Raw genomic sequence first — 15,100 nt, 5'->3', positions numbered from 1 at the left:
GACCTCCGACGGGCCGCGCGCGGATCCGGACTTTTTCAATGCGTCCAGGCGCCGCGCCGTCCGGTGGCGAAGTTCTCGCCATAGCCGCCGGGGCGGATATTGGGGCGGCGCTTCTTCGGCTCCTGCACCACCGCGTCAATGCCGTTGTCCCGCGCGTATTCGACAGCCGCCTCCTTGGTCTTGAAGCGCAGCCGCACCTGGCTCTGCGTGTCATCCGAGGAGGTCCAGCCCATCAGCGGATCGACCTCGCGGGCCGAAGCCGGCGCAAAGTCCAACACCCAGTTGTGGGTCTTGGCGGTGCCCGACTGCATCGCGGTTTTGGCTGGCTGATAGATGCGCGCGCGCATGGCAAAACTCCTCGGATCGCTGCTCTCTATATCGGCATTTTGAGCCCGCAGGGCAAGACGCCAAATACCGCAAACCCTCGCTACTTTGGCGGGATAGACAGGCCCCCGCGCATTTGCGAGACTTTCCGCAGGAGGACCCCATGACGGCCAAACGATCTTTCGGCGTGATGTTGGCGACGACGGCGATGCTGGCCGCCGGGCCGCTCATCGCCTCGCAAAGTTGCACCGACGATGCGATGCTCGTCTTCGACGGCTCGGGCTCGATGTCCGAGATGGGGTTCAACCTGCTGGATGAGCCACGCATTTTCGAAGCGCGCCGCGCGGTCCAGGACAGCATGCCGCAGATCGCCGCCGTGCGCCGGGTGGGCCTGGTGATTTACGGACCGGGTCAACCCGAGGCCTGCGGCAATATCCAGCTGCGCTTTGCACCCCGTCCGAACGCCGCAGGCCCGATCATCGACGCCGTGGACCGCCTGCAGCCCGCGGGCGAGACACCGCTGACCAAGGCGGTGGAACGCGCCGCCGAAGTGCTGAACTATCGGGCGGACCCGGGCGTGATCGTGCTGCTGACCGACGGCAAGGAGACGTGCAACGGCCAGCCCTGCACCTTGGCCTCTGAACTCGCGGCGGACGCGCATGACCTCACCGTGCATGTGATCGGCTTCAAGGTGCGGGACGATCATTTCGGCTGGGACGACCCGCAGGACGAAGGTTACGAGCGCCGCGTGACCGTCGCCCGTTGCCTCGCCGACCGGACGGGCGGCACCTATGCCTCCGCCGAGACGCTGGACGAGCTGACCGAGGCGCTGACCCGCACGCTGGGCTGCCAGTTGATCGGGCAGCGCGCCGGGGGACTGGGCCACCGACCCAGCTGACAATTTTTGTCATGAGCGACCCGTGCGCCCCTTGAACCCCTGACAATTCGTGGCACCTTTGAAGGGACCTCCGAAGGAAGCTCCATGCCCTACGCCCAGACCGATTCGTCCGACGCTCCCGTGATCATGGCCAACCCGGCCCCCGACGTGCGCAGCCGCCCCAAGCTGGAGGGCGGCAGGCAGTTCGTCATGGCCACGGACTTCGAGCCCGCCGGCGACCAGCCCACCGCCATCGCCGAGCTCAGCGCCGGTGTGGTGCAGGGCGAGCGCGACCAGGTGCTGTTGGGCGCCACCGGCACCGGCAAGACCTTCACCATGGCCAAGGTGATCGAGGAAACCCAGCGCCCGGCGATCATTCTGGCCCCCAACAAGACGCTCGCAGCCCAGCTCTACGGCGAGTTCAAGGGCTTCTTTCCGGACAACGCGGTGGAATATTTCGTCAGCTATTACGACTACTACCAGCCCGAAGCTTACGTGCCGCGCAGCGACACCTACATCGAGAAAGAGAGCCAGATCAACGAACAGATCGACCGGATGCGTCACTCGGCCACCCGCGCGCTCTTGGAGCGGGACGATGTGATCATCGTGGCTTCGGTTTCCTGCATCTACGGCATCGGCTCGGTCGAGACCTACGGCGCGATGACGCAGGATTTGAAGGTGGGCTCGACCTATGATCAGCGGCAGGTGATGGCGGACCTCGTCGCCCAGCAATACCGCCGCAACGATCAGGCCTTCCAGCGCGGCAGCTTCCGCGTGCGCGGCGACAGCCTGGAAATCTTCCCCGCCCACCTCGAAGACCGCGCGTGGAAGTTGTCTTTTTTCGGCGAAGAACTGGAATCTATCACCGAGTTTGACCCGCTGACCGGTGAAAAAACCGACAATTTCGACCAGATCCGCGTCTATGCCAACAGCCACTACGTCACGCCCAAGCCGACGATGCAGCAGGCGATCATCGGCATCAAGAAAGAGCTGAAGATCAGGCTCGATCAGCTTGTAAACGATGGCAAACTGCTCGAAGCCCAGCGGCTGGAGCAGCGCACCAACTTCGATCTGGAGATGCTCGAGGCGACGGGCGTCTGCAACGGCATCGAGAACTACTCGCGTTACCTCACCGGCCGAGCCCCGGGTGAGCCGCCGCCTACGCTCTTCGAGTTCATCCCCGATCACGCCATCGTCTTCGCGGATGAAAGCCACGTCTCCGTGCCCCAGATCGGCGGCATGTACAAGGGCGACTACCGGCGCAAGTTCACGCTGGCCGAACACGGCTTCCGCCTGCCGTCGTGCATGGACAACCGCCCCCTCAAGTTCGAGGAGTGGGACGCGATGCGCCCGCAATCCGTCTTTGTCTCGGCCACACCCGCCAGTTGGGAAATCGAACAAACGGGCGGTGTCTTCACCGAACAGGTGATCCGCCCCACCGGCCTTCTGGACCCGGAGGTGGAGATCCGCCCCGTCGAGATGCAAGTGGACGATCTGCTCGACGAGGTGCGCAAGGTCGCCGCCGACGGCTACCGCACGCTCTGCACCACACTCACAAAACGCATGGCCGAGGACCTGACCGAATACATGCACGAACAGGGCATCCGCGTGCGCTACATGCACTCCGATATCGACACCATCGAGCGCATCGAGATCCTGCGTGATTTGCGCCTCGGCGCTTTCGACGTGCTGATCGGCATCAACCTGCTGCGTGAAGGCCTCGACATCCCCGAATGCGGGCTGGTGGCGATCCTCGATGCGGATAAGGAAGGCTTCCTGCGCTCCGAGACCTCGCTGATCCAGACCATCGGCCGGGCTGCCCGCAACGCCGACGGACGCGTAATCATGTATGCCGACCGCATCACCGGCTCGATGGAGCGCGCGCTGGCCGAAACCGACCGCCGCCGCGCCAAGCAGATCGCCTATAACGAAGAACACGGCATCACGCCCGAGACGGTGAAGAAGAACGTCGAGGACATCCTCGCCGGGCTTTACAAAGGCGACGTGGACATGAACCGCGTGACCGCCAAGGTCGACAAGAGCCTCGCCGGCGGCAATCTGCAGGCCGTGCTCGACGGGCTGCGCGCCGACATGCGCAAGGCCGCCGAAAACCTCGAATTTGAAGAGGCAGCACGGCTACGCGACGAGGTCAAACGGCTTGAGGCGGTCGACCTCGCCATCGCCGACGACCCCATGGCCCGGCAGTATGCTGTGGAGAAGGCCGTCGACGACGCCCAGAAAGCCTCAGGCCGCAGCACCATGGGCCGCGGCGGTATGCGGGGTGGGACGCGGCGGAAACGCATGGGGCGGTAGATTCTTATGCCAGGACTGAGTATTTCCAACCTAGGACTTGGGCTTTCCAGCTCACCTGTAACATCTCCTGTTAAGCCCAAAATCGATGAGTTTTCGCACGAGCTCGTCTTACCAACTGAAATTCTTGAGCTCTCTGAGAAGGTCGAGCAAGGCGACCTAATCAGATCGCTTTCTTTTCCTTGGTTGGAGATATTCAAACAGCTCGAACAGAATCCCGAACTGCTGCACGACTTTTCAAAATATCCTAGGCGCTTCGAAGAGTTTATCGCCGCAAGCTACGAGAAGGACGGCTTCTCTGTGACCCTTACCTCACATTCAGCGGACGGCGGAATGGATGTAATCGCCGAAAAATCCGGCTTTGGCGCGTTGCGCATTATCGATCAATGCAAGGCGTTCAAAAGAGGGCGCAGAGTAAGCCCAAATGATGTACGCGCGATGATGGGAACCCTTACGAGGGAAAGAAACGCCTCAAAAGCAGTAATAACCACAACTTCATTCTTTGCTCCTTCTGTAGCTTCTGAATGGGAACACTACATGCCGAACCGCTTAGAACTCAGAGACCGTGAAGGTCTTCTCGCATGGCTGCAGCAGCTGAAGAACTCACCAGACGAATGACGCGGAGAGCCCAACCCTAAGGGGAGGGTCAGGCGCTGCCGTGCGAAGTCGGCTGGTTTGGACGGCGGGCCAACCTCGAAAATGCGGCCAAAGCTGCACGGGGCGGGTTTTTGTGCTACACTCCCCACATTTCAAACCAAACCCTTTTCAAACCGCGAGTATTTATGACCCAATTTGCCTTCGGCTACGCCTTCGCCCTCTTCACCGCGCTCATCGTCATCATCGGCGATTTCGCCATAAAAACCGCCGCCGACGCGGGCCACACGATCACCTCGACTTACGTCGCAATCGGCGTGGCGCTCTACGGCGTCTCGGCGCTGTTCTGGTTCTACGCCATGCAGCACGTCACACTCGCGCAGGCGGGCGTGGCCTATTCTATGCTCACGCTCGTCGCGCTGGCCATCATCGGTGCGGTGTGGTTCGGCGAAGACCTGCACGCGCGCGAATACGCAGGGCTCGGCTGTGCGCTGCTGTCGATGGTGCTGATGAGCCGGCTGGCCTGACCCACCAGCCGCGCCACTTTAAAAGTCGAAAATGTCTTCGAGAAACCCGCCGCGCTTCTTCTTGCGGTACCCGCCCCGGTCGCCCCGGTCGTCATAGCCCCGCGATTGCGGCGGGGGTGGGGGCGGCGCTGAGGCGCTGCGGTCGATGATCTTGTCAAGTTCGCCCCGGTCCAGCCAGACCCCGCGGCACTCTGGGCAATAGTCGATCTCGACCCCGCTGCGGTCGGTGATCACCAGCGTTGTTCCATCCACGGGGCATTTCATAGGGCGGTCTCCTGTTTTCTGACGTATTCCCCAGCATATAGGAGCGCGGACGGCGATTTTCATCCGACAGACCCCAGAAACCGACCGTATTGGTCAACGAAGCGTAACGGCCTAGCTTTGCGCCATGAAAGCGGCCCTTCCTGCCCTGATGCTGGCCACCACGGCCCACGCCTGGGAGTTCACGCCCGGCTTGCCCTGCCGCCTCACCCATGAGACGGCGGAGGTGGCGGTGGAACTGACCCATGACCCGACCCAGCCGCTCTATTCCATCACGCTCACACGGCCCGCGCCGTGGGTCCCCGCGCCGGTGTTCTCCATGGACTTCGAAGGCGGTGCGGCGCTTGGCATCGCGACCGACCGGCATCAGCTGAACGGCGATGGCACGGCCCTCACCGTGACCGACCGCGGCTTTGGCAACGTGCTGCGCGGGCTCGCCTTCAACGAGACCGCCATCGCCACGCTGGGCGATCAGCGTGTCGCGATCCCGCTGCAAGGCGCGGCAGAACCCGTCGAGCAGTTCCGGCGTTGCGAGGCGCGCGCCGGTGTCTAGCGCCCCACGTCCGAAAACCAAGGCGCACCGTTGAAGCCTTTCGCCCGCGGCGACCGCCGCGCAGCGCACGATCCCCCTCGATGGGGGTGAGGGCGCTTTCCCCTAAGTCTCCGGCGCCGTCTTCGACGTAACGCGGGCGCATTGTGGACGGGATCCTCCAAGCTCATACGGGCATTTACCAATTGTTAAGGCCCGTTAACCATGATCCGCGCCGGGAGACTGGTATGATGCGGCACCTCGCGCTGGCCCTTGGACTGCTACTGGCGAGCGCGCAGACCGCGCCCGCGGGCCCGTGGCTGCGCGAAAAGGGCAAGGGCTTCGCAGCCGCCTCGAGCAGCGTGACGGCAGAGAAAGACATCTCAGGCTCCATCTATCTGGAATACGGGCTGCGCGAGACCATCACGCTGGGCGCCGACCTCTTCTATGGCATCGACCGCACGCTGCAACAGTCCGGTTCGGGCATCGTCTTCCTACGCTTCCCGCTGAGCAAACCGGAGGCAACCCACAAATGGGCCTGGCACATCGGCCTCGGTGCGCGCTCGCTCAACACGGTCATCACGCCCGCGGTCGAGGCCGGGCTCTCCTGGGGCCGCGGCATCAAGCTGGGCGAGCGCTATGGCTGGGCGGTGATCGACAGCAGCCTCAACATCCCCGGCTCCGACCTCGAGACCCGGATCAAGCTCGACGGCACCATCGGGCTCGGCTTCACCGATCATATCAAGGGCATGGCCCAGGTCTTCCTCACGCATCAGGGCGGCGAGGTCTTCGCCAAATTCGCCCCCTCGCTGCTGGTGATCCCCGGCAAGGGCGGCACCACGATCCAGCTGAGCGCCGAGATCCCCGTCTCGGGCGGCGGCGACACGCAGTTCAAGATCGGCCTCTGGCGCGAATTCTAGAGTCCGGGCCTCTCCTGTGCCGGGGAAAAGAGATTGCCGTCCGGCTGCACCGACTCCTGCTCCGCGCCGACGACCACGCTGCAGGCCTCGAAGTGATTGCCGCTCAGCAGACAGTTCGGGCCCCGTTCAAGCACCAGACCAGGGTGCAGCTGGCCCGTGGAATTCGACACATGGCAGCCCGACATCAGCATATGCGTGCCTGAAAAATGCCCGAAGGTATGCGGCCCGTCCGAGCGGCAATTCACGATCCGCAACCCGCTGGAGCTCGCATTGAAGCCCAGATGCGGCAGCGCCGTGCGCCGACGGCTGACAAAGCTGCTGCGGTCGAGCACAAGACAGCTGCAGCCGCTGCCGCAGGACGTCAGCCCGCGGTCCCGCATATCGCGGATGGTGCAATCCTGCAGGCGCATATTGGCGCCGCGCGGCGCCAGCATTATGCCGCTGGACAGCCTCTCACAGGCCAGATCCATCCCCGACAGCGTGACATCGCAAAGCGTCGGTATATCGCTGAAATCCAGCAGATAGCGGAACCGGGTGAAAGTCAGATCCCGCGTCCCCGCGCCGCCCCCCAGGGCCCCGTTCAGCGTCAGTATCCGCGCCTCGGGATCCACGTCAGAGACATAGGTCTCGGCCCGCACCCCCGCACCGCTCACATGCGCGCCCAGCGGGATCTCCCCGGCCAGCGTGACGTCGTTCAGAACCCGTGGCGCCTCCGCCGCCCAGCGCACCAGCGCCCGCCGCTCCTGCGGGATCCACTGCGGCCCGGCGGCGGCCACGATCCGCCCATTGCAGAGCGTCTTGCGCTGCGCGTTCCGGGACATCGTGCGCGGCGCGCGCACCCGCAAGGGCTCGACCAGCGTGACCGTCGCCCCCTTCATGTCCAACCGGCTCGGCGCATGGGGCAGCATCAGCGCCTGCAGCGCCTTGCGCAGCGCCAGCGCCGGATCGCCAAAGGCATCGCAATACTGCGGCAGATCGAAATGCCGCCGCAACAACAGCGCCGCCTCCTCCGGCATCACCACCTGCCCCTGAAACCGCACCGGCGCCGACAGACGCACGTCCCGGCCGAGGAAAAACCGCCCCTCGGGCACCAGCAGGACGCGCCCGCGCGCCGCCGCATCGGCGGCCTCGAAGGCATCGCTGTCGTCGGTCTCGCCGTCACCCGCCGCACCGAAATCGCGCACATCGACCTGCGCCAGCTGCTGGTGCAGGAACACCGACGTCACATCCTCGATCACGAGCGGGGCGATCCGCAGTACCGCCCCCTTGGGCCCCGTCACATCGACACCGAAATGCCCGTAGAGCGCATTCGCCCCCCAGACCATATCGACACCGAGCCGCGCGCCCGGTCCCACAATGGCCGACACCTCGCGCACCTCACCCAGCTCCCGCAGCCGCACGCTCGGCCCCTCCGTCTGCGCGTCAGCGACAGCCGCACCCTGCGGCCCGCCTGCATATCCGGCAATGCGCGCGGCGGGCAAGGGGCCCTCGACGGCCTTGATCCGGACCGAGACGCGCAGATAACAGCCCGGCAGAAGCGGCGTCTCCCCCCGATACCGCAGGCTCTGAATGCTGTCGGTCTTGTCCAGCTCCAGACAGGCGCCGAAGTCCGGATCATCCGCGATCAGCCGCGCGCCACGCCCCACGCCGGGCGCATTGGCCGTGCCATCGCCCGCCGCATAGGACTCCAATGCCTCCCCATAGGACGGCGGCATCAGCTCCGCGCCGTCGGTGATCGCCTTGTTCATGATCTGCCCTCACACGCGCCCATCGCGTCAGGCCAAGATCTATTGGGGAAGGGTTAAAGCCGCCCTTGAGCACCGTGACGGTGGGGCAAGGATCAGGCGTTCAGCTCCGCGCTTTCGAGGATCTGCACGCCGTTGATGCGCCAGCCCGCACCCGTCTCCAGCATCCGGTATTCCAGCACATGCACGCGGCCCTGCTGGTCGGTGATCCTCACCCGCTGCGCATAGGTGCCGCCCTGCTGCTCCAACTCCAGATAGCGCACCTCCGCAGGCCGCCAGACCATCGGATAGCCTTGGGTGACCATGCGCTGGAAATTCTCGGGGCTCTGGAACAGCCGCTGGATGTTGGGGCTCGCAAATTCAAACGCGCCGACAAAATCATCGGCCTGAAAGGCGTCGAGCTGGCGGGTGATCGTGGCCTGAATATCGGCTTCCTGCGCAGGCAGGCTCGTCGCCATCCCCAGCGCCAGTGTCAGCCCCAGTATCATATTGCGCATGGCGCGCCTCCCTCTTGTCATGCGAAAAGAGTAAGGCGCGCCGGGCGCAGGGCAAGCGGTCAGCTGTCGCGGACCAGGTCCCCGGCAAGTGCGGCATCAATCAACGCCACGGTCTCCTGCACCCCGTAAAGCGCGATGAACCCGCCAAACCGCGGCCCCTGGCTCGCGCCCAGCAGTACCTCGTAAAGCGCGGTGAACCACGCCCGCAGCGGCTCGAACCGCTCGCGCCCGCAGGCATAGACCAGGCTCTGCAGCGCCTCGTCCTCCACCGGTCCGTCATAGGCTGTGAGCTGATCCCGCAGATCACTCAGCGCCGCGCGCTCCAGATCGGAGGGCAGGCGATACACCTTCTTCGGCTTCACAAAATCGTTGTAGTACCGCACCGCAAAGCCCGCCGCCGCGTCCATATCCGGGTTGCTCGCGGCCGAGGTCTCAGGCGCATAGCGCTGGATAAAGCCCCAGAGCTGCGCCTTCTCTTCCGCCGCCGAGACGCTCGCGAGGTTCAGCAGCATCGAGAAGGGCACCACCATATTCGAGCGCGGAACATCGCCCGAATGGATGTGCCAGACCGGATTGTTCAACCGTTGAACTATATCCTGCGTCTCGAACGCGCGGAGCTGTTGGTGGTACTCATCCACCGCCTTCGGGATCACGTCGAAATACATGCGCTTGGCCGTTTTGGGCTTCTGATACATGAAATACGACAGGCTCTCGGTGCTGGCATAACTCAGCCACTGATCCATCGAAATCCCGTTTCCCGAGGACTTCGAGATCTTCTGCCCGTTCTCATCAAGGAACAACTCATAGCTGAAATGCTCCGGCTTACGTCCGCCCAGGATCTCGCAAATCCGGTCGTAGATCGCCGTATTGGTGGCGTGCTCCTTGCCGTACATCTCGAAATCGACACCCAACGCCGCCCAGCGCGCCCCGAAGTCCGGCTTCCACTGCAGCTTCACATTCCCGCCCGTCACCGGCAGCGTCCACTCGCGCCCGTCCTCGTCATCGAAGGTCACGGTATGGGCAGCCGCATCCACATGCTTCATCGGCACATAGAGCACGCGCCCCGTCTCCGGATGGATCGGCAAAAAGATGGAGTAGGTCTGCTGCCGCTCTTCCCGCAAGCTTTTCAGCATCACCTTCATCACGTCGTCATAGCGCTCGGCGGCACGGCGCAGCACCTCGTCAAACTGCCCCGACCGGTAAAACTCCCGCGCGGAATAGAACTCATAGTCGAACCCGAAGGTATCAAGGAACCGCCGCAACATGGCGTTGTTGTGATGCCCAAAGCTCTCGAACTCACCAAAAGGGTCCGGCACATCCGTCAGCGGTTTGTGCATATGCGCGGCCAGCATCTCCTGCTGCGGCACATTGCCCGGCACCTTGCGCATGCCATCGAGGTCATCCGAAAAACAGATCAGCTTCGTCGGAATGTCCGAGATCTGCTCAAACGCCCGGCGCACCATCGTCGTGCGCAGCACCTCGCCAAAGGTGCCGATATGCGGCAACCCGCTGGGGCCATAGCCGGTGGAGAACAGCACATAGCCCTTTTCGGGCGGCGCTTTTTCATAGCGTTTGAGGATCCGGCGCGCCTCTTCAAAGGGCCAGGCCTTGCTTGTCAGTGCAGCGTCGCGGATCTCGGACATGTCTCACCAGATGCTTGATCCCCGGCACCCCATGCGCCGGGTCCGCCCGTCCCTATTGCGTTGCAGCATTGGCGTCAATAATCTGGCCTGCAAACACCCTCATGAAAGACCGCTCCCCGTGCAAGATGACGCCCCTCACTCCTTTTCGCCACAAGACAGTCTTGTGGCCCTCATGATGGCGGTCTCCGCCTCGGATGAGGACATCCGCACCGCGGAGCTGATGAAAATCCAGACTGCCGTGCAGACGCTGCCGATCTTTTCGGATTATGACGACGACCGCCTGAAGGTCGTCAGCCAGACGGTCTTCGACCTCTTCGAGCAGGAGGACGGGCTGGATGCGCTGTTCGGTCTCATCCGCGAAGGCCTGCCCGAGCGGCTGTTCGAAACCGGCTACGCGCTGGCCTGCGACGTGGCTGCCGCCGACGGCACGCTGGACGAGGCCGAGCTGCGCCTGCTGGAAGAGATCCGCTACGAGCTCGACATCGACCGGCTGCACGCCGCCGCCATCGAACGCGGCGCCCGCGCGCGGCACCTGACCTGACGGCACACCGCCTCAGAGAAAGAACTGCAAGAGCGCGTCGAAGATCGGTTTCAGCCGCGTCGAGAGTGTCACCGCCGCCGTCGGCGATGTCAGCAGGTTGACCACGACCCCGGTGCCTATGGCGGTCATCAACCCGCCTGTCAGATAGGCCAGCCCCTTCACCGCTCGTCTGAACCGGTGCAGCTTGCGGTCCACGGGCACGTCCGACTGCCCCGCCTCCTCGACAGCCTCCACCGTCTGTTCCAGGCTCTGGCGGACATTGTCGTTCAGAACCGCCGCGCCCTCCTCCGAGGCGAAGGCCCCGCGCAGATCGGACGCCAGGCGCAGCACCTCAGCCACCTCGTCCGCCCGCACCGTGGGCTCCGGCGCGACAGGTTTCGGCTCCTCGGTCTGCGGGTCGATCTGCCGGGGCAGCAGCAACGGTTTGATCTCGTCGATCCGCGTCACCAGTCCCGCCACACCGGTATAGACCACCGCGTTCCAGGTCTCGGCGGCAAAGCTGTCCTGCAGGCAATTGCTGAGCAGGCATTTGGCGTCCTCCAGCGCATACCAGGTCACCGGATCGGTCGTGACCGCCAGGCGCACCGCCTCGAGGCAGTGGTCCAGCGTCCCCGGCAGCTGAAAGCTGTTCCGGTCCGAGCACATGCCGATCATGGTGCAGACCGACTGATGCAGCCCCTCGATCCGCGCCGCCAGATCGGCCGGGTCCACCAGAGGCGGCGGCACATGCACGGGCGCGTCCTTCAGGGTCAGCCTGCCGTCATCCGCGACCATCTCGATCGGGCTCGACTGCGCGACCCGGCGGCTGGCGAATTCCAGCGTCGGGCGGGCCAGCTTGTCGCGCAGCGCGGAGATCAGGCGCTGATAGTCGGGGTGGCTCGCCATCCCGTCCCAGTCGCGCAGATCGACGTATTGGGTCTCGCCAAAGCCGTAAGGCACCGGCGCATCGTCAAGCCGCACATGCACCAGCTTGCGCGCCGCCTGCGCCCGCGCCGCCTCCTCGGTCACCGCCTTCGATGCGGTGCTGTGCTGCGTCCAGAAGGTGAGGATAACGGTTGCCTGCTCCAGATGATCCGCGATGCGGTCGCGCCAGCTGTCGCCAGGCTGAATGTCCTGATCCCACCAGAGGTCCAGCGCCTGCTCCCGCAACAACCCATAGTGCGCCGCAATAGCCTCCCGATCCTGATGCGCATAGGACAGAAACACGAAAGACACCTCAGGGTCCGCCGTTGCAACGCGTATTGCAGCGGTTGGGGCGTTGCCACTAGGCACCGGGCCGGGCGCCGCATCGTCGCGGGCGCCAGCGTCGCCGCCACACGCCGGCTCTGCCGCACGCGCCGCCTCCTCCCGCGCCCGCCACTCCGCCTCCGTCAGACGCTCCTCTTGCGGTTCTGATTCAGGATCCAGCTCATTGTACGCGGGGTCTTTCGCGACCCCGTGTGCGATAAAATTCACCGCATCATAGCGTGTTATGTCCTGCTCCTGCAGGAAGTAGGCTGCATTGCTCTCACGCTCAGCGAAGATCGCCACCAGCACCTCCGATCCCGTCACCTCAGTGCGCCCAGTGGATTGGACGCGAATAGCAGCCCGCTGAATGACACGCTGAAAGGCGGCAGTCGGTGCGGCCTCGTTGTTGGGAAGATCAGAGATCAAGCTAACGAGGTCGATGTCTACGAACTCAAGCAGTACGTCGCGAAGGTCTTCAATATCCACGGCGCAGGCCCGCATAACCTTTTGCGCATCAGGCTCATCCAGCAACGTCAACAACAAATGCTCTAGGGTCGCCAACTTGTGCTTGCGCGTGTTCGCTTCGGCCAGCGCTTGATGGATCGCCGCCTCAAGAGTTTCTGAAAATGACGGCAAATCCGCGCCCCACTGGCCTGACAATTCACTTCATGACAATGCCTTGAGTGTGCACGGATTTCAGCGCCGTTCAAGCCGCGCGTACGGCCTCGACGGCTCGCCAACCCCGCCTGGCGCATCAGTTCTTCAGCGCAGCGGCCTCCGGCAGCAAAACCGTGCCCCAGCGCGTGAGCAACCGCCGCTGCAACCGACGCGCGCGGCTGGCCCAGGGTCGCGCGCCCTGCGGGCGCTCGCGGTTGGCGCGGGTGATGGTCGCGCGGATGTCCTCGTCGGCGCTGAAGATCGCAAAGACCATCTCGCGCCCGCCAGGTGCCGTGATGTAGCCCGCCAGCCCCGAGACAAAATTCAGCGTGCCCGTCTTGGCCTGCACCTTGACGGCATGATCCTTCACCGGGCGCCCCTGATCGTCGCGCATCGTCACCGGCTTGAGAAGCGGGCGCAGCCGCGCGTCCCCATGCGCCGCCGCAAGCGCGCGCACCATGTCCTGCGGGCTGACCCGGCTGGCACTGCCGAGGCCCGAATGATCGACGAAAGCCGGGCTCTCCATGCCCAGCGTCTCCATCGCCCAAAGGTTCATCTGCCGGGCCGAGGCCGCCAGCGTATGCGGGCGCCCGGCCCGCACGCGCGTGGCCGCCTGCCCGACCATCTCGGCGGTCAGATTGTTGGAATACTTCAGCATCCCGTGCAGGATCTCGCGCAGCGCCGGGCTTTCGACCGCGCCGAGCCGCGCACCCTCCGGCAGCGCCTCGATCAGCGCAGGCGTCTTCAGCACAATCCCATGCGCCCGCGTCAGCGTGGCAAAGACCTCACCCGCATAGAGCCCCGGCCGCCGCACCGGCAGCCAGCGGGCACCTTCCGCGCCCAGCGCGCCGCGCGCCACGGTCCATTGGTCATGGGTGCCGCCGTCTTCATAGGTATAGACCGGCAGCGACCGGTCCACGACCGTCATGCGCGCGACCGTCACCTCCGGGCGGTACCCGGCGGTGCGCGCATCCATCGTCACCTTGTAGGTCCTGGCCTCCGCGCGCTTCCACTCGAAATGCACCCGGTTGTAGTTCAGCGCCAGACCCGAGACCGCCGGGCTGTACCCCACATGGTCCGGCTGACCCGGATCGATCGAGCGCAGCGGGCGCAGCGCGTTCTCATAGACCAGAAACCGCCCGCGCACCTCGCGCAGCCCGGCCTCTTTCAGCTGCGCCGCCAATGCCGCCAGCGCCCGGGTGTCGAGCGTCGGATCGCACCCCCCGACCAGGACCAGATCGCCCTCAAGGACGCCATCCGTCACCTCTCCCGCCGCCAGCACCTCGGTCACGAACCGATGCTGCGGCCCCAGCACGTCGAGCGCATAGAGCGCGGTGATCGCCTTGGTCACACTGGCCGGCGCCAGCGGCACCTGGGTGCGCCGGCCCTCCAGCACTTCACCGGTTTTGGCGTCAGCCACCGCAAAGACGACCTGCCCGCTCACCCCCGCCTCACGCAGCATCCGGTCGAGGCCGGAGGCCCGCGCCGTCTTCAGAGGCCGCAGCCGGGGCCGCAGCGAGACCGCGGGCGCCTCGGCCACGGCAGGCAGCGCGCTGCTGGCGAGCGCACCGGCCAGAAACGCGCGGCGGGACAGGGCGGGACGACGATGTTCGTTCATAGGCAGACTAAACCCCAGCACGCTGGCAGAGACAACCGCGAGGCTAGGCTGCAGAGCTTAAAAAACCGTGAGCCCGCGGCTCAGGCGCTCCAGCCACCCGCCGCCCGAATCGCGGAAGAGGATTGCGCGACCATGGGCACATTGACGAAACACCAGGCCGGCGCCTCCGCCCGGCCCAGCAGGTGCGAGGCCCGCCCGGCGAGGCGCGCGGCGGCAAAGACCCGCGCCGCCGGGCTCATCCGTGCGGAAATCCGGTCACCGGGGCGCGCCAGCACCCCCATCGGCACCCGCGCCATGATCCCGCGCCAATCCTGCCACCGGTGAAACTGCGCCAGATTGTCCGCCCCCATCAGCCAGACGAAGCGCACCCCCGGATAGACCGCCTCCAGCCGCTGCAGGGTCTCGGCGGTATAGCGCGTGCGCAGCCGCGCCTCGATGTCGGTGATCTCGACGCGCGGGTGCTGCATGATGGCGCCGGCCCGGGCGAGGCGGCTGGCCAGGGGAGCCGGGCCCCGCGCCTTGATCGGGTTGCCCGGGCTCACCAGCCACCAGACCCGCGTCAGCCCGAAGCGTTTGAGCGCTTCGCGGGTGATATGTACATGCCCACCGTGCGCCGGATCGAACGATCCGCCGAGAAGGCCGATGACCTCCCCCGCCCGTGCCATGGGAAACCCGTGGCGCATCACTGCCGGACCGCACGCAAATTCATCGCCCCCTTGAACGGGGCGCAGCCGCGCTTGTCAATGGCGGCCGTGATCAGCCGCACTTGAGTGGTCCAATTTGATTGTTAGTGCATGACCGGCCTTTGGTCCATCTGGACGATGGTTTCA

14 protein-coding genes and 1 pseudogene are annotated in these 15,100 nt (G+C 65.0%); 7 read left to right on the top strand and 8 right to left on the bottom strand.

Going from position 1 to position 15,100, the window contains the following annotated elements:
- Positions 1-35 precede the first annotated feature (35 nt).
- Entirely contained in the window at positions 36-347 is a 312-nt protein-coding gene (locus Q1A71_RS18575) for an ETC complex I subunit (RefSeq protein ID WP_299679948.1), read from the bottom strand.
- A gap of 140 nt (positions 348-487) precedes the next feature.
- Between Q1A71_RS18575 and Q1A71_RS18570 the strand changes: the two genes are divergently transcribed.
- The 4 genes from Q1A71_RS18570 to Q1A71_RS18555 all read left to right on the top strand — a co-directional run bounded on the left by Q1A71_RS18570 (position 488) and on the right by Q1A71_RS18555 (position 4,632).
- Positions 488-1,222 carry a vWA domain-containing protein gene (locus tag Q1A71_RS18570; protein WP_299679945.1) on the top strand — a complete coding sequence of 245 codons (735 nt, stop codon included), beginning with the start codon at positions 488-490 and terminating at the stop codon, positions 1,220-1,222.
- Positions 1,223-1,306: 84 nt separating this feature from the next.
- A complete protein-coding gene (gene uvrB / locus Q1A71_RS18565) occupies positions 1,307-3,514 on the top strand; it encodes an excinuclease ABC subunit UvrB (RefSeq protein ID WP_299679942.1) in 2,208 nt (735 codons plus the stop codon).
- A gap of 6 nt (positions 3,515-3,520) precedes the next feature.
- A complete protein-coding gene (locus tag Q1A71_RS18560; protein WP_299679939.1) occupies positions 3,521-4,129 on the top strand; it encodes a restriction endonuclease in 609 nt (202 codons plus the stop codon).
- 164 nt (positions 4,130-4,293) lie between these two features.
- A complete protein-coding gene (locus Q1A71_RS18555; protein WP_299679936.1) occupies positions 4,294-4,632 on the top strand; it encodes an EamA family transporter in 339 nt (112 codons plus the stop codon).
- An 18-nt stretch (positions 4,633-4,650) separates the two neighbouring features.
- Here the strand turns inward: Q1A71_RS18555 and Q1A71_RS18550 are convergent, their stop codons facing one another.
- On the bottom strand, positions 4,651-4,896 hold the full coding sequence (locus Q1A71_RS18550) for a zf-TFIIB domain-containing protein (protein WP_299679933.1): 246 nt from the start codon (positions 4,894-4,896) through the stop codon (positions 4,651-4,653).
- Positions 4,897-5,020: 124 nt separating this feature from the next.
- Between Q1A71_RS18550 and Q1A71_RS18545 the strand changes: the two genes are divergently transcribed.
- Positions 5,021-5,446, top strand: a complete 426-nt coding sequence (locus tag Q1A71_RS18545) for a hypothetical protein (protein WP_299679930.1) — start codon at positions 5,021-5,023, stop codon at positions 5,444-5,446.
- Between the two features lie 224 nt (positions 5,447-5,670).
- Entirely contained in the window at positions 5,671-6,342 is a 672-nt protein-coding gene (locus tag Q1A71_RS18540; RefSeq protein ID WP_299679927.1) for a hypothetical protein, read from the top strand.
- Here Q1A71_RS18540 and Q1A71_RS18535 read toward each other — a convergent pair.
- From Q1A71_RS18535 to Q1A71_RS18525, 3 genes are all read right to left on the bottom strand, one after another.
- Positions 6,339-8,090, bottom strand: a complete 1,752-nt coding sequence (locus tag Q1A71_RS18535) for a glycosyl hydrolase family 28-related protein (protein ID WP_299679924.1) — start codon at positions 8,088-8,090, stop codon at positions 6,339-6,341. The two genes, Q1A71_RS18540 and Q1A71_RS18535, sit on opposite strands and share 4 nt — an antisense overlap.
- 92 nt (positions 8,091-8,182) lie before the next feature.
- On the bottom strand, positions 8,183-8,584 hold the full coding sequence (locus Q1A71_RS18530) for a DUF4864 domain-containing protein (RefSeq protein WP_299679921.1): 402 nt from the start codon (positions 8,582-8,584) through the stop codon (positions 8,183-8,185).
- Positions 8,585-8,643: 59 nt separating this feature from the next.
- Positions 8,644-10,227 (bottom strand): lysine--tRNA ligase, encoded by a 1,584-nt coding sequence (locus tag Q1A71_RS18525; protein ID WP_299679918.1) that lies wholly within the window; start codon positions 10,225-10,227, stop codon positions 8,644-8,646.
- A gap of 118 nt (positions 10,228-10,345) precedes the next feature.
- Between Q1A71_RS18525 and Q1A71_RS18520 the strand changes: the two genes are divergently transcribed.
- A complete protein-coding gene (locus Q1A71_RS18520; RefSeq protein WP_299679915.1) occupies positions 10,346-10,768 on the top strand; it encodes a tellurite resistance TerB family protein in 423 nt (140 codons plus the stop codon).
- Between the two features lie 897 nt (positions 10,769-11,665).
- Here Q1A71_RS18520 and Q1A71_RS18515 read toward each other — a convergent pair.
- The 3 genes and pseudogenes from Q1A71_RS18515 to Q1A71_RS18505 form a co-directional block, all read right to left on the bottom strand.
- Positions 11,666-12,631 (bottom strand): annotated as a pseudogene (locus Q1A71_RS18515) (TIR domain-containing protein); the annotation flags it as partial.
- 118 nt (positions 12,632-12,749) lie between these two features.
- Positions 12,750-14,270, bottom strand: a complete 1,521-nt coding sequence (gene dacB, locus Q1A71_RS18510) for a D-alanyl-D-alanine carboxypeptidase/D-alanyl-D-alanine-endopeptidase (protein ID WP_299679912.1) — start codon at positions 14,268-14,270, stop codon at positions 12,750-12,752.
- Positions 14,271-14,350: 80 nt separating this feature from the next.
- Entirely contained in the window at positions 14,351-14,953 is a 603-nt protein-coding gene (locus Q1A71_RS18505) for a nicotinate-nucleotide adenylyltransferase (protein WP_299679909.1), read from the bottom strand.
- Between the last annotated feature and the right edge of the window lie 147 nt (positions 14,954-15,100).

It is taken from the genome of uncultured Roseobacter sp., from assembly GCF_947493125.1.
In the GTDB taxonomy this organism is placed as follows: domain Bacteria; phylum Pseudomonadota; class Alphaproteobacteria; order Rhodobacterales; family Rhodobacteraceae; genus Roseobacter.
The sequence above is the reverse complement of the archived record's forward strand: the minus strand, read 5'-3'. Positions and strand labels throughout refer to the sequence as shown.